This is a genomic window from Bradyrhizobium sp., from assembly GCF_016462955.1.
GTDB lineage: Bacteria > Pseudomonadota > Alphaproteobacteria > Rhizobiales > Xanthobacteraceae > Bradyrhizobium.
Genome location: NZ_JAEMSD010000050.1, coordinates 5,037 through 22,357 on the forward strand (window position 1 = coordinate 5,037; position 17,321 = coordinate 22,357).

General features: G+C 65.7%; 16 protein-coding genes and 1 riboswitch. Of the genes, 11 read left to right on the forward strand and 5 right to left on the reverse strand.

All coding sequences use genetic code 11. The features are described from left to right. Positions 1 to 234 precede the first annotated feature (234 nt). The 7 genes from JHD07_RS08315 to JHD07_RS08345 all read left to right on the forward strand — a co-directional run bounded on the left by JHD07_RS08315 (position 235) and on the right by JHD07_RS08345 (position 7,922). Positions 235 to 1,164 carry a histone deacetylase family protein gene (locus JHD07_RS08315; protein ID WP_291620869.1) on the forward strand — a complete coding sequence of 310 codons (930 nt, stop codon included), beginning with the start codon at positions 235 to 237 and terminating at the stop codon, positions 1,162 to 1,164. A gap of 73 nt (positions 1,165 to 1,237) precedes the next feature. Next, positions 1,238 to 1,489 carry an exodeoxyribonuclease VII small subunit gene (locus JHD07_RS08320; protein ID WP_008132970.1) on the forward strand — a complete coding sequence of 84 codons (252 nt, stop codon included), beginning with the start codon at positions 1,238 to 1,240 and terminating at the stop codon, positions 1,487 to 1,489. A gap of 552 nt (positions 1,490 to 2,041) precedes the next feature. Continuing rightward, positions 2,042 to 3,970 carry a 1-deoxy-D-xylulose-5-phosphate synthase gene (gene dxs, locus JHD07_RS08325; protein WP_291620939.1) on the forward strand — a complete coding sequence of 643 codons (1,929 nt, stop codon included), beginning with the start codon at positions 2,042 to 2,044 and terminating at the stop codon, positions 3,968 to 3,970. A 217-nt stretch (positions 3,971 to 4,187) separates the two neighbouring features. Then, a complete protein-coding gene (locus JHD07_RS08330; protein WP_291620941.1) occupies positions 4,188 to 4,742 on the forward strand; it encodes a nucleoside 2-deoxyribosyltransferase in 555 nt (184 codons plus the stop codon). A gap of 25 nt (positions 4,743 to 4,767) precedes the next feature. Then, on the forward strand, positions 4,768 to 5,502 hold the full coding sequence (locus JHD07_RS08335) for a TlyA family RNA methyltransferase (protein WP_291620943.1): 735 nt from the start codon (positions 4,768 to 4,770) through the stop codon (positions 5,500 to 5,502). After that, entirely contained in the window at positions 5,495 to 6,742 is a 1,248-nt protein-coding gene (locus JHD07_RS08340) for a methyltransferase (protein ID WP_291620945.1), read from the forward strand. The genes JHD07_RS08335 and JHD07_RS08340 overlap by 8 nt, the downstream gene beginning before the upstream one ends. Before the next feature lie 100 nt (positions 6,743 to 6,842). Beyond that, positions 6,843 to 7,922: a Tat pathway signal protein gene (locus JHD07_RS08345; RefSeq protein WP_291620947.1), complete on the forward strand. Its 1,080-nt coding sequence runs from the start codon at positions 6,843 to 6,845 to the stop codon at positions 7,920 to 7,922. Here the strand turns inward: JHD07_RS08345 and JHD07_RS08350 are convergent. After that, a complete protein-coding gene (locus JHD07_RS08350; RefSeq protein WP_291620949.1) occupies positions 7,919 to 8,515 on the reverse strand; it encodes a hypothetical protein in 597 nt (198 codons plus the stop codon). The genes JHD07_RS08345 and JHD07_RS08350 overlap by 4 nt on opposite strands. Before the next feature lie 108 nt (positions 8,516 to 8,623). Here JHD07_RS08350 and JHD07_RS08355 point away from each other — a divergent pair, with 108 nt between their 5' ends. Beyond that, positions 8,624 to 9,469, forward strand: coding sequence for a nucleotidyltransferase domain-containing protein (locus JHD07_RS08355; protein WP_291620951.1), 846 nt, complete (start codon positions 8,624 to 8,626; stop codon positions 9,467 to 9,469). A gap of 4 nt (positions 9,470 to 9,473) precedes the next feature. Here the strand turns inward: JHD07_RS08355 and JHD07_RS08360 are convergent, their stop codons facing one another. Then, positions 9,474 to 10,109: a hypothetical protein gene (locus JHD07_RS08360; RefSeq protein ID WP_291620953.1), complete on the reverse strand. Its 636-nt coding sequence runs from the start codon at positions 10,107 to 10,109 to the stop codon at positions 9,474 to 9,476. A 164-nt stretch (positions 10,110 to 10,273) separates the two neighbouring features. Continuing rightward, on the reverse strand, positions 10,274 to 11,137 hold the full coding sequence (locus tag JHD07_RS08365; RefSeq protein WP_291620954.1) for a DUF1194 domain-containing protein: 864 nt from the start codon (positions 11,135 to 11,137) through the stop codon (positions 10,274 to 10,276). Positions 11,138 to 11,397: 260 nt separating this feature from the next. Further along, a riboswitch (Fluoride riboswitch) is annotated at positions 11,398 to 11,475 on the forward strand. Between the two features lie 115 nt (positions 11,476 to 11,590). Between JHD07_RS08365 and JHD07_RS08370 the strand changes: the two genes are divergently transcribed. The 3 genes from JHD07_RS08370 to clpS all read left to right on the forward strand — a co-directional run bounded on the left by JHD07_RS08370 (position 11,591) and on the right by clpS (position 13,637). Next, positions 11,591 to 12,796, forward strand: a complete 1,206-nt coding sequence (locus JHD07_RS08370; RefSeq protein WP_291620957.1) for an MFS transporter — start codon at positions 11,591 to 11,593, stop codon at positions 12,794 to 12,796. A 28-nt stretch (positions 12,797 to 12,824) separates the two neighbouring features. Continuing rightward, positions 12,825 to 13,208: a fluoride efflux transporter CrcB gene (gene crcB / locus JHD07_RS08375; RefSeq protein WP_291620959.1), complete on the forward strand. Its 384-nt coding sequence runs from the start codon at positions 12,825 to 12,827 to the stop codon at positions 13,206 to 13,208. A 123-nt stretch (positions 13,209 to 13,331) separates the two neighbouring features. Beyond that, positions 13,332 to 13,637: an ATP-dependent Clp protease adapter ClpS gene (gene clpS / locus JHD07_RS08380; protein WP_291620964.1), complete on the forward strand. Its 306-nt coding sequence runs from the start codon at positions 13,332 to 13,334 to the stop codon at positions 13,635 to 13,637. A gap of 4 nt (positions 13,638 to 13,641) precedes the next feature. Here clpS and JHD07_RS08385 read toward each other — a convergent pair whose 3' ends face one another. Both JHD07_RS08385 and JHD07_RS08390 read right to left on the reverse strand, forming a co-directional pair. Then, a complete protein-coding gene (locus tag JHD07_RS08385; protein WP_291620960.1) occupies positions 13,642 to 14,832 on the reverse strand; it encodes an adenylate/guanylate cyclase domain-containing protein in 1,191 nt (396 codons plus the stop codon). Between the two features lie 210 nt (positions 14,833 to 15,042). Continuing rightward, the coding region (locus tag JHD07_RS08390) for a xanthine dehydrogenase family protein molybdopterin-binding subunit (RefSeq protein WP_291620962.1) at positions 15,043 to 17,321 on the reverse strand (2,279 nt) is incomplete at its 5' end.

The following is a 17,321-nucleotide window of genomic DNA, read 5'->3' on the forward strand; positions in this document are numbered from 1 at the left end:
GCAATATGGCGGCTACGACGCCGACGCGCTGTTCGCGTTCTTCCGGGCGCATGGTCCGGTCGGTCCGCTGCCGCTGACCCGCATCCTGCGCGTGAATTGATCCGGATCAAACGGGCCGGAACGGGACCACCCTTTGCCATTCCCGGCCAAGCGCATAGATTGGGTTTTACATTGCGTTTTGGCGCCGGATGCGCCAACGACGTCGAAAGCCCGTTCTTCCGTGAGGCCGACCTGATGAGCACGCTTCTCCTTTCCCACAAGGCCTGCCTCGACCATGTCACGCCGCCGGGACATCCCGAGAGGCCGGATCGCCTGCGCGCGGTGGAGGAAGCCCTGTCGCATGAGCGCTTCCAGTTTCTGGTGCGCGAAGAGGCGCCGGAGGGCGATCTCGATCTCGTCACGCTCTGCCACAACGAGCACTACGTCACCGAGCTGCGCCACATCGCCCCGACCAGCGGGCAGGTCTATATCGACGGCGACACCTCGATGTCGGCGGGCACGTGGGACGCGGTGATGCGCGGCGTCGGCGGCGCGGTGGCGGCGACCGAGGCGGTGATGGCCGGCGAACATCGCAACGCCTTTGTCGCCATCCGCCCGCCCGGCCATCACGCCGAGATCGGCAAGCCGATGGGCTTCTGCTTCTTCGACAACGTCGCCATCGCGGCGCGCCACGCGCAGCGCAAGTACGGCATCAAGCGGGCGGCCATCGTCGATTTCGACGTGCATCACGGCAACGGCACACAGGACATTTTCTGGTCGGACCCGACCGTGATGTACTGCTCGACGCACCAGATGCCGCTATTTCCGGGCACCGGCGCCAAAAGCGAGCGCGGAGATCACGACACGATCGTCAATGCGCCGCTCGCCTCCGAGGACGGCGGCCCGGAATTCCGCTCCGCGTTCGAGAACCTGATCCTGCCGCAGCTCGAGAAATTCAGCCCCGAGCTTCTGATCATCTCCGCCGGCTTCGATGCGCATTATCGCGATCCGCTGGCCTCGCTGAACCTGCGCGCGGACGACTATGCCTGGGTGACGCGCAAGCTGATGGATCTCGCCGACAAGTCCGCAGGCGGCCGCGTTGTGTCGGTGCTCGAGGGCGGCTATGACCTGCAAGGACTGAAAGAATCTGTTACGGCGCATGTCGGCGCCCTGATGGGCGCATGACGCACCCGCCACATTACGCCCGCAAAACCCTGCTTTCTTTCACCTGAAGCGGATCGGGCAATCGGAACCGGATATGGCCGAAAATACTCAAGTCGACGTCTCCAGGCTCACCTTCGAGCGCGCGATCGAGGAACTCGAAACGATCGTGAAGCGTCTCGAGGACGGCAAGGTGCCGCTCGAGGAGTCCGTGACGATCTATGAGCGGGGCGAGGCCCTCAAGCGGCGATGCGAGGAATTGCTGCGTCAGGCGGAAGCGCGCGTCGACAAGATCACCACCGATGCCAGCGGCCAGGCCACCGGCACGGCGCCGCTCGACGTCCAGTAAGGCCGGCGCCCCGGGCTCGCCTTGCCTTTTTCATGATCGGATGCCGTCGATCCGCTGGGGCGGCCCGTCCACTCGGGAACAAGGATGGGAGAAGCTCCTCTCCAGGCTATTCCCCGCCTATGCCCACGCTCCACGGGCAGATACTGCCGTGGAACCGAGCAATATGGATCCCCACTGGGGGCGCGAGGGTTAACCACTCTGGCCCGGCAGTTGCACCTGCATACCCCTAATCGGTCCTGCGGGTTGGCTTTGGCCCAAGCTTTGGTGTAAAGCTGCGCTGAGTGTGGCTTTTTGCAAGCCTTGTGTGGGCGCCGATTGCCGACGACAAGAGCTTCAAATTGCTAATGAAATTGGCTTGGGACGGACGAAGCCGATCTAAGTGACAGGGATCACAGAGACTGAACCGGAGCGCAGCTAAGCTGACCTAAGCTTGAAGACGGGGCTTGCCCCGTGCAGGTGGCTCCGACGGTTGAGGACTCGCGCTGCGCCGATATTGTGCAAACCCATCGCGCACCGGAATGACCTTCCGGCGCTGACAAATTGGAAATCGCCGTGAACGCATACAGTAAGACGCCGCTTCTCGACACCATCCGGACGCCGGAAGACCTTCGCAAGCTCAAGGTCGAGCAGGTTCGTCAGGTCGCTGACGAGCTGCGGCAGGAGACCATCGATGCGGTCTCGGTGACCGGCGGTCACTTCGGCGCCGGTCTCGGCGTGGTCGAGCTTACCACCGCTATCCATTACGTCTTCGACACCCCGCGCGACCGGCTGATCTGGGACGTCGGCCACCAGGCCTATCCGCACAAAATCCTCACCGGCCGGCGCGACCGCATCCGCACGCTGCGCACCGGCGGCGGCCTGTCCGGCTTCACCAAGCGCAGCGAGAGCGACTACGATCCGTTCGGCGCGGCGCATTCCTCGACCTCGATTTCCGCCGGCCTCGGCATGGCCGTGGCGCGCGACCTCGCCGGCGGCAACAACAACGTTATCGCCGTGATCGGTGACGGCGCGATGTCGGCAGGCATGGCCTATGAAGCCATGAACAACGCGGGTGCGATGAACTCGCGCCTGATCGTCATCCTCAACGACAACGACATGTCGATCGCGCCGCCGGTCGGCGCCATGAGCGCCTATCTGTCGCGCCTCTACTCCGGCAAGACCTATCGCACGCTGCGAGAGGCCGCCAAGCAGATCAACCAGCGCCTGCCCAAGGTCATCGCCAACCGCGCCAATCGCGTCGAGGAATATTCGCGCGGCTTCATGATGGACGGCGGCACGCTGTTCGAGGAACTCGGCTTCTACTATGTCGGGCCGATCGACGGCCACAACCTCGACCATCTCCTGCCCGTGCTGAAGAACGTCCGCGACATGGAGACCGGCCCGATCCTGGTCCACGTCGTGACGCAGAAGGGCAAGGGCTACGGCCCGGCGGAAGCCTCCGCCGACAAGTATCACGCCGTCGTCAAGTTCGACGTCGCCACCGGCACGCAGGCCAAGGCCAAGCCGAACGCGCCGGCCTATCAGAACGTGTTCGGCCAGAGCCTCGTCAAGGAAGCGCAGAAGGATGACAAGATCGTCGCCATCACCGCGGCCATGCCGTCGGGCACCGGCGTCGACATCTTCAACAAGGCCTTCCCCGACCGCACCTTCGACGTCGGCATCGCCGAGCAGCACGCAGTGACCTTCGCCGCGGGTCTTGCGACCGAAGGCTACAAGCCGTTCTGCGCAATCTACTCGACCTTCCTGCAGCGCGGCTACGACCAGATCGTGCATGACGTCGCGATCCAGAGCCTGCCGGTCCGCTTCGCCATCGACCGTGCCGGCCTCGTCGGCGCCGACGGCGCGACCCATGCCGGCTCGTTCGACAACGCCTATCTCGGCTGCCTGCCCAACATGGTGATCATGGCGGCGGCGGATGAAGCCGAGCTCGTGCACATGGTGGCGACCCAGGTCGCGATCGACGACCGCCCGAGCTCGCTGCGCTATCCGCGCGGCGAAGGCCGCGGCATCGAGATGCCCGAAGTCGGCATACCGCTCGAGATCGGCAAGGGCCGCATGATCCGCCAGGGCAGCAAGATCGCCCTGCTGTCCTTCGGCACGCGCCTCGCCGAATGCGAGAAGGCCGCCGACGAGCTCGCCGCTCTTGGCCTGTCGACCACGATTGCGGACGCGCGCTTCATGAAGCCGCTCGACACCGAGCTGGTGCTCAAGCTCGCCCGCGACCACGAGATCCTGATCACGATCGAAGAAGGCTCGGTCGGCGGCTTCGGCTCGCATGTCGCGCAGTTCCTGACCGACCAGGGCGCGCTGGACACCGGCATGGTCAAGTTCCGCTCGATGGTCCTGCCCGACGTGTTCCAGGACCACGACACGCCGGCGGCGATGTACGCCCGCGCCGGCCTCGACGCCAAGGGCATCGTCGCCAAGGTGTTCGAAGCGCTCGGCAAGGACGTGAAGGCCGAGACGGTCAAGCTGGCTTGATTGTCGCGGCAGACGCTGAACCGCACCTCTCCCGTAGGGAGAGGTCGGATTGCTCCTGGCGATGCCAAGCATCGTCCAGTGCAATCCGGGTGAGGGGTTCAGGTCCCTCGTGAGAGCGTAACCCCTCACCCGCGCCTGCGGCGCGACTTCTCCCTTTGGGAGAGGTTTGCACCGCCGATTTGGCGGCAACTCCGATGTCTTCTCGATCGATCGTGCCATGAAGATCTATCTGGCAGGCCCCGACGTGTTCCTGCCGGATGCGGTCGAGATCGGCCGGCAGAAGGCTGCGATCTGCGCGGCCCACGGGCTCACCGGCCTCTATCCCCTCGACAACGCAATCGACCTGTCCGCGCCGGATGCTTCGCGGCAGATCTTTTGCGGCAACGAGGCGATGATGGACGCGGCCGATGCCATCATCGCCAACCTCACCCCGTTCCGCGGCGCCGGGGCCGATCCTGGCACCGTCTACGAGCTCGGCTATATGGCCGGGCGCCGCAAGCTCTGCCTGGCCTATTCCAACGATGGCGCGGCCTATGCCGACCGCGTCGCGCGCTTCATGGAGGTCACCTCCGAGAGCGAACGGCTGGTCGACGTCCAGGGGCTGACGGTCGAGGATTTCGGCCTCGTCGACAACCTCATGATGATCCATGCACTGGAGCTGCACGGCTGCCCGCTGGTGACGCCGGCCAAGATGCCGATCGACGCCTGGCGCGATCTCACGGCGTTCGAGACTTGCGTCCGGATGGCGGCCGGGCGATTGGTTGCTACATGAGCGCCGGTCCATCTTGAGAAAGCCGATGCCCCCTGCCCGCAAGCGCGCGGATGTATTGCTGGTCGAGCGCGGCCTGTTCGAGAGCCGGGCACGGGCGCGCGCAGCGATCGAGGCCGGCCTCGTCACGGCCGACGACAAGCAGGTCTCAAAGCCGTCGGAGACGATCGCCGAGAATGCGGTGATCCAGGCCGAGCCCGTGCACCCCTACGTCTCCCGCGGCGGCGTCAAGCTCGCCGGCGCGCTGGAGCGCTATCCCATCGAGATCGAGGACCGTGTCTGCCTCGATGTCGGCGCCTCCACCGGCGGCTTCACCGAGGTGTTGCTGGCGAACGGCGCGAGCCTGGTGTTCGCGATCGACGTCGGCACTAGCCAGTTACATCCCTCGCTGCGCGATCATCCGAAGATCGTGTCGATGGAGGAGACCGACATCCGCAGCTACGAGGGCAAACGCCTGCCGGCGCGGCCCGATGTCGTCGTCATCGATGTCAGCTTCATCTCGCTGAAGACGGTGCTGCCGGTCGCGCTGTCGCTCGCGGCCGCACCGACGAGCCTGCTGGCGCTGATCAAGCCGCAATTCGAGGCTGACAGGAAGCACAACAAGAAGGGCATCATCCGCGACGCCGCCGTGCACCGGCAGATCTGCGACGACATCGCGGCCTTCGCCGTTTCGCTCGGCTGCACCGGCATCGAGGTGTTCCCCTCACCGATTGCGGGCGGCGACGGCAATATCGAATTCTTCCTGGGCGCGCGCCGTGGTTGAGCGTCTGATCATCGATCATGTCGGCCATCGCGGCGACGGGGTCTGCCTCACCACGGGCGATGCGCTCTACGTGCCCTATACGCTCGGCGGCGAGACCGTCGAGGTCGATCGCGTCGTCGGCCACCATCCGGACCGCCGCAAGCTGCTCGCGGTCGATGTCGCAAGCCCCGAACGTATCGCGCCATTCTGTCCGCATTTCGGCGTCTGCGGCGGCTGCGCGATTCAGCACTGGGCGAGCGAGCCGTATCACGCCTGGAAGCGCGGCGTCGTGGTCGAGACGCTGGCCCAGGCCGGCATCGATTGCGAGGTGGCGCCGCTGGTCGATGCCCATGGCGCGGGCCGCCGCCGCATCACGCTGCACGGGCGCTTCGGCACGCATGACATCCTCAAGGTCGGTTTCTCGGCGACGGGCTCGCACGACGTCATACCCATCGATCGATGCCCCATCCTTGATCCCGCACTCGACGGGGCATTGGACGCCGCCTGGGCGCTCGCCGAGCCGCTGACGTCGAAGATGCCGGTGACCAAGCCGCTCGACATCCAGGTCACGGCGACCGCGAACGGCCTCGACGTCGACGTCCGCGGCTCCGGCCCGCTGCCGACGCCGCTGGTCACAGCGCTGTCCCGCGTCGCCGAGCAGTACCGCCTAGCGCGACTGACGCGGCACGGCGAGCTGGTGCTGCAACGCCTGCCGCCGGCGGTGAGGATGGGCCGCGCCGAGGTGATCTTGCCGCCGGGCTCGTTCCTGCAGGCGACGGTGGCGGGCGAGGAGACGCTTGCGGCCCTCGTCACTGAACGCATCGGCAAGGCCAAGGAGGTGCTCGACCTCTTCTGCGGCGTCGGCCCATTCGCTCTGAGGCTCGCCGAAAAGGCGCGCGTCACCGCTTACGACAACGATGCCGGCGCGGTCGCAGCGCTTGCGAAGGCGGCGCGCACGTCCGGCCTGAAGCCGATCAGGGCCGAGCCGCGCGACCTGTTCCGCCGCCCGCTGGTGCCGCAGGAGCTGCGAGACTTCGACGCCGTGGTGTTCGACCCGCCGCGCCAGGGCGCCCAGGCTCAGGCGCTGAAGCTCGCCGCGAGCAAGGTGCCCGTAGTGATCGCGGTATCCTGCAACGCCGCGACCTTTGCGCGCGACGCGCGGCTACTGATCGACGGCGGCTACCGGCTGGAGACGGTGGTGCCGGTCGATCAGTTTCGCCACACGCCGCATGTCGAGCTGGTGGCGCGGCTGGTGCGGTAGGCTCCAAGCTCAATCGAGCGACAACCTTGACACCGGTCAATCGCGCGGCCGTCCCCTTGCGCTAAAAGGGTCGTGCGCGATCGAAGCGGAGCGGACAGGCGTGGCCAACCGGCGACAATTCATGGCGACCGCGCTCGGGCTTTCTGCGGCGGCGATCGGCGGCTCTCCTGCCGCAGCCGCGGCGATGACTTATGACCAGGCGGTCAAATCGTCATGGGCTCCGCTGCGAGCCGCTCCCAGGGATCGCGAGCTCGTCCGCTTTGCGACGTTGGCCGCCAACAGCCACAACACGCAGCCTTGGATCTTCTCCGCCCGCGGCGATGTCATCACGATTGCGCCTGACGTCACGCGGCGCTGTCCGGCCGTCGATCCTGACGATCATCATATCTACGTCAGTCTCGGCTGTGCCGCCGAGAACCTCGTCCTCGCCGCCTCCACGCTGGGCTGGCGCGCCGATCCGGTCGTCGACGGCGATCGCATCGTGATTGCGCTGGAGGAGGCCCTGCCTGCGGCATCGGCACTGGCCGACGCCATTGCGGTCAGGCAATGCACCCGTGCGGCCTATGCCGGCACACCTGCCGCGCCCGGGATCTTGCGCCAGCTCGAGAACGCCTGCCGCGAACCCGGCGTCTCGGCGATCGTGATCACCGAGCGCGCGGCGATGGCAAAAGTCACCGACTACGTGCTCGAGGGCAATTCGGCGCAGATGCACGACAAGGCCTTCATGCGCGAGCTCGTCAGCTGGATCCGTTTCAACGAGGCGGAGGCGCTCGCGACCATGGACGGGCTGTTCGCGCCGGCCTCGGGCAATCCCTCGCTGCCATCGTGGGTGGCGCGGCCGCTTCTGAAGCTGTTCTTCACCGAGAGTGGGGAGAACAAGAAGTATCGCGAGCAGCTCGACAGCTCGGCCGGTGTCGTGGTGCTTGCTGCCGATCGCAGCGACAAGGCGCATTGGATCGCGGTCGGCCGCGCCTGTCAGCGCTTCGGCCTGCAGGCCACGGCACTGGGCCTCAAATACGCGTTCATCAACCAGCCGGTCGAGGTCGCAGCGCTCAGGCCGCAATTTGCAACCTGGCTCGGACTGGGCGATCGACGTCCCGATATCGTGATGCGCTTCGGAACCGGCCCGAACCTGCCGAGGTCGTTGCGGCGCCCGCCGGACCTCGTGATGCAATCCTAACGCCGTAAGCCGCTCAGCGCCGGCGATTCGCCGGGCAGCATGTTCGATCTGATATCGCTGTCCATGCGGCTCGAATCCTGTTGGGCATAGCCGACGCCGAACGACAGGCTGAGATTGGAGGTCGGCTTGAACTCGACACCGGCAAATCCGCCATAGCCGGGCGAGGCGCCGGTGAGCGGCGCCAGCGAGCTGCCGATGCCGTTGCCGTATTTCAGCGTGTCGAAGCCGGCAAAGAAGGTGACTGGCACCCCGCCCGCGCCCTTCATGTGATAGCCGAACTGCGTGCTGTCATAGGAGAGCGTGCTGAAATTGCCGAACGAGCCCGCCTGGTTGAAGCCGCTCAACCCCAGATCGGCGCGTCCGCTGCCGATGAAGAACCCGTTCGCCGAACCCGTACGCCAATCGGCCTCGCCGGCATTTAAGCCGGCGAAGCTGCCATAGGTGTCCGAACTCTGGCCGGCACCGCCGCCAAGGCCGAAGGGCCCGCCGGGGATCCAGTATCTAATCGGCGAAGTTTGCGCATGAGCCGGCTCCCCGCCAAGGCAGAGCACCGCGAGCGCTGCAAGCGCGCATGAACGTACGAGGTCGAACATTCCGCCTACCGTCAAGTATTATGCAAATTATACCCTCCGGACATCATCAATGCCAGCGGAGGGACTGCGCCGGCGTCGCGGCCGCAGGTCCTCGGGGAACCGCGCCTGATGCCGCATGATCCGCTGCTCACCCGCCTGAATTCCGTCCTTGCAGACGTACCCGGCGTTCAAGCCGTCGTGCTTGGCGGCTCCCGCGCCAGGGGCAGCGCGCACGCGGCCTCGGACTACGATATCGGTCTCTATTTCAAGACTGCGATTCCGCTGGACACCGAGCGGGTGCTGGCCGCCGCGAAGAAGGTCGCCGACGATCCCGCCGCCACCACCGCGACTCCGGTCGGCGAATGGGGGCCATGGATCGTCGGCGGCGCGTGGCTGTCGGTGCAAGGCCGCAAGGTCGATCTGCTCTATCGCAACGCCGATGCGGTCGAAGCTGTGATGAAGTCCTGCCAAGCCGGCCTTGTTACGATGGACTACCAGCCCGGCCATCCGCACGGCTTTTGCTCGGCGATCTGGATGGGCGAGATCGCGTATTGCCAGCCGCTGCACGATCCGAACGGCCTGATCGCACGGCTCAAATCCATCGCGCTTCCCTATCCGGAGCCTCTGCGCGATGCGCTCGTCCGGCGCTTTCAATGGGAAGTCCTGTTCAGCATCGAGAACGCCGAGCTTGCAGCCGCCCGCAACGAGCAGACCCACGTTGCGGGCTGCCTCTACAGATCATTCGCCTGCATCGCGCAGGTTCTGTTCGCGCTCAACGAGCGCTATCTGATCAACGAGAAGGGGGCGCTGCAGGAGGCAGCCGGCTTGCCGCTGACCATCCCGCATTTGATGGAGCAGTCCGACCGAACCTGGCAGCTCGTCGGCGATGGCGATTTCGCACAGGCCTGCGCGATCCTGCGGCACCTTGACCGACAATTGAAGGCGCTGACGCGGCCCGGCGGGACACTGCCGTGAAGGGCTATGCGGTCTTGTCGACCGAAGACGACGAATCCGCCGGCGGATATTTCGTCACCGGCACCATGAAGGATTTGCTGCCGACCTGATAGATGACCTTGCCGTTCTGTCCGTCGTCGGTCGCGATCTGCGTCTGCCCGAACATGATGACGTTCTTGTAGACGTAGCCGGTACCCTGGCGGGTGACGCCGTCGGTGGTGACGCTGACCTGCGCCTCCTTGCCGTTGACGGCGAGCACCTTGAAGCTCGCGCTCTTGCCGTTCTCGCTGGAATAGCCGCCCCAGCTTCCCATGAGGCGGCTGTCGGACGCCGGCGGCTGTTGCTTTTCGAGGTTCGCGGTCTGCTTGCCGGCGCCGCCGAAGGAGAACAGCATCACCATGTTCTTGCCGTCCTTGGTGCCGACCGTGACGCCGCCGAAGGTGATGAGCGTGCCCTGAACCTCGGCAAAGCCGCGCTCGGTGCGTCCGTTGTGGGTGTACTCGACCTGCGCCCGCGCACCGCGGATGTTGACGACCTTGAAGCCGACGGGCTGGTTGTTGCCCACCCAATTGCCCTTCCAGTCGCCGAGCAGAGCGCTCTGGCGATACATCCGCTCGTTGGCGGGCGAAATCTGGCTGGTGCTCGATGTGACGATGGCCATTGGATTGCTCGGACGGGCCTGACAAACCCGCTTTCGCTCCCTTGGCAATGTCAGGATGCCGGCTGGAAACGAACAGAAACCATGCGATTAGGGACACGCGCCGGTTAACGGGCGGTTAAGCTCACGCGTCCGTCGTGCGGGCAGAAGGTCTCAGCCGGGGGACGTCAACGCCCCCAGCGGTCGGACCAGATCTTCTCCCCGATCAGGCAGTTGACCCGTGGCTCCTTGTCGGCAACCGGCACCACGGGCCGCTCCGGGGTGCGGCCGGCGATTTCCATCAGCAGCTTGGTGCGGATCGCTTCCTTGAACTTGTCGCGCTCCTTGATCGTGATGACGAAGGAGCCGGGACCTCCGATGACGCAATCCTCGTAGTAGTGATCGAGATTGTCGATATCCATGGTCGAGTAGGACGGCTCCTTGGCCATGATCGGCAGGCCGTTGATGACGATGCCCTTCTCCAGGGCGGCATCGCGCGCCACCGTGACCGGGCCGCCATTGTTGTTGGGGCCGTCGCCGGAAATGTCGATGACGCGGCGCAGGCCGCGATAAGGATCCTCGTCGAACAGCGGCATGGCGAAGTTGATCGCGCCTGATATCGAGGTACGCGACGCACGCCGGATCGGCGTCTTCATGATCTCGGCGGCGACCGCATCCGCCGTCTCCGGTCCGTCGACCAGCCGCCAGGGAATGATGATCTTCTGGTCGCTGGAGGCGGCCCATTCGAAATAGGTCACCGCGATGCGGCCGTTCGGGCCGAGCTTCAGCGCCTGGAGGAACTCCTTCGACTGGATCGCCTGCGCATAGCCTTCGCGCTGGATCGCGAGCTCATCCATGTCCATGGAGTAGGACACGTCGACGGCGAGGATCAGCTCGACATCGACCATCTGCGCGTCCTTGTCGGCCGCGAGCCGCTGCGGTTGCTTTTTCGGTGATTCGAACTTGAGTCCTGGTGCCGCGATGCCCGCGACGTCCCCTCCGGCAAACATGCCGGCCACCAGCACAGCCCCGATCGAGAACAGCAAACGCATCGCAGTCTCCCGTCGTATGACGCGATGGTGACATGCAATCGCCTTGCCGCAAAGCATGAAGATCGCTTGCGCTTCACAATCCAGTGCATCGCTGCTGCCCGTTGCCGTCATTTGGCCATTGCGATGACAAGCGGGAACAAGGTGCGATCACACGCGCAGTCGTTCCGCGGCGGCTCGATGAGCCGAATCCGGAATGACGGCGGCGAACGCGGAGACACCCCCCGCCCACTTGCCCGATGGGATTTCCATGCTAGGTTGGCCGCACAGATGGGGATGGAGTCCCCCGCTAACCGCCCGGCGGTCCACGACCGTAGTGGGCTGATGACTCCTGCTTGAGGAAGGCCATGGTTGGGCCTCGGCCTTGGGCGGGAGCATGGACAAACCCGCCGATGGCGGGTTTTTTGTTGTCTGATGGCGAGCGCCGGCAGACGAAGGCGATGAGAAGGCGAAGACGTGACGACGACCACACCGAGTGCTGCACGTCGCGGGCTGCCCAGGGGGATCTGGGTGCTCGGCTTCGTCTCGATGCTGATGGACATCTCTTCCGAGATGATCCACGCGCTGCTGCCGGTCTATCTCGTCACCGTGCTCGGCGCCTCCACGCTCACGGTCGGCTTCATCGAGGGCGTCGCCGAGGCGACCGCCTCGATCACCAAGATCTTCTCCGGGGCGCTGTCGGACTGGCTCGGCCGCCGCAAGCTGCTCGCCGCGCTCGGCTATGGACTTGCCGCCTTCACCAAGCCGCTGTTCCCGCTCGCGCCAAGCGTCGGATGGCTGGTGGCCGCGCGTTTCATCGACCGCGTCGGCAAGGGCATTCGCGGTGCCCCGCGCGACGCACTGATCGCCGATATCGCCCCCGTTGGGCTGCGCGGCGCGAGCTTCGGCCTGCGGCAATCGCTCGACACCATCGGCGCATTCCTCGGACCGCTCGTCGCAATCGGCCTGATGTGGTGGACAGCCGACGATTTTGCCTTGGTGTTCTGGGTGGCCGTGCTGCCGGCGTTCCTGTCCTTTGGTTTGATCGCCTTCGCGGTGAACGAGCCGGAGCCCGATCCAAGCCGAACACCTGCAAGAAACCCGCTCAATCTCGCCGCCATGCGGCAACTCGGAGCGGTCTATTGGCGTGTCGTGGCGGTCGGAATCGTTTTCACGCTGGCGCGCTTCAGCGAGGCTTTCCTGATTCTGCGCGCGCAGAACATCGGACTGGGTGTGATGTGGGTGCCGGCCGTGCTGGTGCTGATGAACATCGCCTATGCTCTCTCGGCCTATCCGGCCGGCGTGCTGTCGGACCGGATCAACCGGACCGGCCTGCTCGCCCTCGGCCTCGTCTTCCTCGCCGGCGCCGACCTCGCGCTGGCGCTGCTGCCGAGCCTTGCGGGCCTCGCGCTCGGCGTCGTGCTGTGGGGACTGCATATGGGACTGACGCAAGGCCTGCTGTCGGCCATGGTCGCCGATGCTGCCCCACCGAGCCTGCGCGGCACGGCATTCGGCTATTTCAACCTGTTCACCGGGCTTGCCTTGCTGGCCGCCAGCGTGATTGCTGGCGCTTTATGGGACGCCTACGGCCCGGCAGGAACGTTCCTCGCAGGGCTCGGCTTCGCGCTGGTTTCGCTCGTGGGATTGCTTGCGGTCGGCAAGGGCCTGGCGGCAGACAAATGATGCAGATAGCAGACCAGGAGACGGGACGTTGAACATCCAATACATTCTGGCGGTCGCCGCCGGCGGCGCGCTCGGCGCGGTCGTGCGCTATCTCGTTGCAATCGGTTCAGGCCGGATCTTCGGTACCAACTTTCCCTGGGGCACCCTGATCATCAACGTGACCGGGTCATTCCTGATCGGCGCCTTCACCGCGCTGTTCGCGACGCGATGGAACCTGCCGCAGGCTGCCCGGATCTTTTTGACTGTCGGCATCTGCGGCGGATACACGACGTTCTCGACGTTCTCGCTGGATGCCTGGTATCTGATCGAACGCGGCCAGACCGTCGCCTCGGCCCTCTACATGATCGCATCGGTGGTGCTGTCCATCGGCGCGCTGATCGCAGCCTTGCATGTCGTTCGCGCGCTTCCCTAGAGCGCGGTGCATTCCTGCCCATCGGCGGCGGCATGAGCCACCGCACCACGCGTCTTGGAGAAGCCCGGGTGCGTGCAATATGATGAAACGGTGGAACTCATCAGAGCCGGGTTTCTGGAAACGATGAACGACCCCGTCACCAAGCCGAAAACCAGGGCAAAGACCAAGGTCGAGCGGCCGCGGCTGCACAAGGTCATCCTGATCAACGACGACTACACGCCGCGCGAATTCGTCACCATGGTGCTGAAGGCCGAATTCCGCATGACTGAAGATCAGGCCTACAAGGTGATGATCACCGCCCACAAGCTTGGCGCCTGCGTCGTAGCCGTATTCACCAAGGATGTCGCCGAGACCAAAGCGACCCGCGCCACCGACGCCGGCCGTGCCAAGGGCTATCCGCTGCTGTTCACGACAGAGCCGGAGGAGTAGCGCTTCAGCCGGCCATCGCCTGCGCTTCGTCAGCGAGCCCGTACACGCGCTGCGCCTTGGAAAATCCCGCGATCGGAAATTCGCCGAGCTGGTGCCAATCATGGCGGCAGACATTGGCAAAGCCTTCCGATGCGACGACAGTTCGCCCCAGGCGCCCCGTGATCTTCTCCAGCCTTGCGGCGAGATTGACCGCCGGGCCGATGCAGGTGAAGTCGAGGCGGTTGCCGCCGCCGATATTGCCGTAAAGAATGTTGCCGACATGCAGCGCGACGCCGAAGCGGAAGCGCTCGACGATGTCGCCGACCGGAAAGGCGAGCGCCTCGACGCTGGCACGGGACTCGCGCGCCGCTTCCAGCACGTGCGCGCAGACATGGGCGGTATCGCCGACATATTCGTCGATGGGGAATACCGCGAGCAGCCCGTCGCCCATGAACTTCAGCACCTCGCCGCCATGGCCGCGGATCGCGGCCACCTGGCAGTCGAAATATTGGTTGAGAATCTCGACGACGGTCTCGGCCGGCAGCCGGTCCGACAGCGCGGTGAAGCCGCGCAGGTCCGACAGCCAGATCGCCGCCTGCATGGTGTCGTTGTGGCCGCGGCGGATCTGGCCGCCGAGGATGCGCGCGCCAGCGCGATTGCCGACATAGGTGTCAAGCAACATCTCGGCGGTACGACGCATAGTGATGATCTCGCTGATGCGTGCGAGCGGCGCTATGACGGCTCTGATGGCCGCGATGTCGTCGTCGCTGAAGCCATCGGGGTGCCGCGTGATCCAGCTCGTCGCGTGGACGGAGCCGTCGAGAAAGGGCATCGGCACCGCGATATAATCGGTCGCGCCTTCGGCGCGCATGTCTTCGAGGAAAGGAAATCGCTTGCTGTCGGGGTCGCTTGGGCGTCCTCTCACCTCTATCCCCTGCTCGAACACGACGCGCAGCGGGCTGCGGGCAAATTCGGGCGTGTCCAGGATTTCGAAATCGACGCTGCCGACTTCGACTTCCTCGCCGTGCTGCCAGATGAAGTTGCGGCCGAAAACTTCGGGATGCAGCGTGCGGATGAAGAGGCCGAACCGCCACAGCGGCAGGCCGGCCGCGACCAGCCGTTCGCAGAAATCGGCAATCCCTACGGCCGGCTCCTGAGCCGCCCAAGTGCCGTCGATCAGCCAGTTGGAGATGCGCTGGAGCTCGGAGCTGTTCATGGCCGCATTTGTGGACGAAGTTGCAGGGCCGTCAAGCTGCGCGGCGGACTAGTACAGTGACGGCAAGTTCACCTCTCCCCGTCGGGGAGAGGTCGGATTGCACAGCAATCCGGGTGAGGGGCCGCAGCCGACCGTGAGCCTGTAACCCCTCACCCGGATCGCATCTTCGATGCGATCCGACCTCTCCCTACGGGAGAGGTGAAACCCCATCTAGCCACCGAACTTCTCGAGCAGCGCGGGAAACAGCCGGTCCGGCTTGAAGGGCGGCGCGGTGAACCGGATGCCGGTGGCATCGGCGATCGCGTTGCCGAGTGCGGCGGCGACGGGATTGTACGGGCTCTCGCTCATCGATTTGGCCCCCAGCGGCCCGATCGTGTCGGACGTCTCGGCGAAGAACACTTCGGTCCGCGGCACGTCGGCGAAGGAGGGCAGGTGGTAGTCGCGGAACTTCGGATTGCTGACGCGGCCGTTCGCGTCGATCACCATCTCCTCGTAAAGCGCGGCGCCGAGCGCCTGCGCCACCCCGCCTTCGACCTGACCGCGGCACTGCATGGGATTGGCGACGACGCCCGCGTCGGCAGCGTGCACGCTTCTGAGGATCCTGAGCTCGCCCGTGCCCTTGTTCACCGCGACGCGAAAGCCCTGCACGTTGAAGGCGACCGAACGCGGCGTGCCATCCGAATTGCCGGTGCCCATGAGCGGCTGTCCGCGTTCGTGCGCGAGCTTCGCCAGCTCCACGAAGGGCATCCGCCGGACGCCGCTGACGATCGCGTTATCATCGAGCACGCAGCTGCCCACGTCGCACAGCCACGCGGCGGCGGCCGCCGCCTTCAGCTCGGTCGCAAGCTGCATGGCCGCCGCATGCGTGGCCTTGCCCGCCACGAAGGTGCCGGCGCTGCCATAGGCGCCGGTGTCGTGGCCGCCATGGGCGGTGTCGGACTGGCGCAGGCGAATCCTGTCGACGGTGGTCGCAAGCGTCGTTGCCGCGATCTGGCGGTGCACGGTGCTGGTGCCGTTGCCGAACTCGGCCGTGCCGACCGTGAGATCGAAGCCGCCGTCGTCGTTGAGCGCGATCACGGCGTCGGCGAAGTGGCCGGCCGGCGGCACCGTGTCGATCATGGTCAGCGCGATGCCTTCGCCGACCAGCCATTCCGGCGAAAGCTTCGGCTGCAGGCCATCCGCTTGCATCGCGCGCTCGACGAGGTCGAGGCATTGGTCGAGCCCATAGGAGCCGTAGAGCACGTCGTGATAGTCGGACGGCGGCGGCGACAGCATGGGATCGCCGGGCCTGACGACGTTGCGCCGGCGCATCTCGTAGGGACTGATGCCGAGTTGCCTGGCCAGCTCATCGATCGCGGCCTCCACGGCGATCAAGGCCTGCGGCAGGCCATAGCCGCGAAACGCGCCCGCCGGCACCGTGTTGGTGTAGACGGCGTAGCCGTCCACCCGCTTGTTCGGGCAATTGTAGACACCGAGGGACTCCGACAGAGCGTGGAACATCACGGGGCCGGCATGATTGCCGTAGGCGCCGGTGTTGGACAGCACGTCGAGCTGGAGCGCGGTGAGCTTGCCGTCGCTATCGGCGCCGGCCTTGATGTGAATCCGCATCGGATGCCGCGTCGAGGTCGCGATGAATTGCTCCTCGCGGGTCAGCTCCAGCTTGACGGGGCGCCCTGTCCTGAGCGCGGCCAGCGCCAGAACGTCCTCGACGAACAGCTCCTGCTTGCCGCCGAAGCCGCCGCCGACGCGTTCGCAGAACACGCGGACCTTGTCCATGGGAAGATCGAAGATGCCCGACAGCGTGCGCCGGGTCAGGAACGGCACCTGCGTCGAGGAGCGGACGTTGAGCACGCCGGCATCGTCGAGCCAGGCAAGGCCGCCATGGGTCTCCAGCGCCGCATGCTGCACCCGGTGACTGCTGAACGTGCCCTCGAAGGTGACGGCAGACGTGGCGAGGGCCGCCGCGACATCGCCGAACTGCCCATGCCTCTCCGCGGCGAGATTGCGCTGCGCATTGGCGACACGGTCGGCGGTGGTCCGGCCGGGATGAATGATCGGCGCACCCGGCGCCATCGCCTGCTCGGGATCGATCAGCGCCGGAAGGATCTCGTAACTGACCTTCAGCCTGCGGCAGGCCTCCTCGGCGGCGGCCTCGGTCTCGGCAACGACCGCGGCAACCTTCTGACCAATGAAGCGGACGACGTCATCGAGGATTCGGGTGTCCTCCGGGTCCATCCAATCTTTCTCGTGCCGCGCCGTCGACATCAGGATCGACGGTGCATCCTCATGCGTCAGCACCGCGTGCACGCCGGGAACGCGAAGCGCGTCCGATCTGTCGATCGCGACGATCCTGGCGTGGGCGTGGGGCGAGCGGAGCAGCTTGATATGCAGCAGGCCGTCGATCGCCGTGTCGAAGGTGTAGCGTGCCTTGCCGCGCACGATGTCGGGACCTGCGGGTGCCGGCAGGCTGCGGCCGAAGGCGGCGCCGG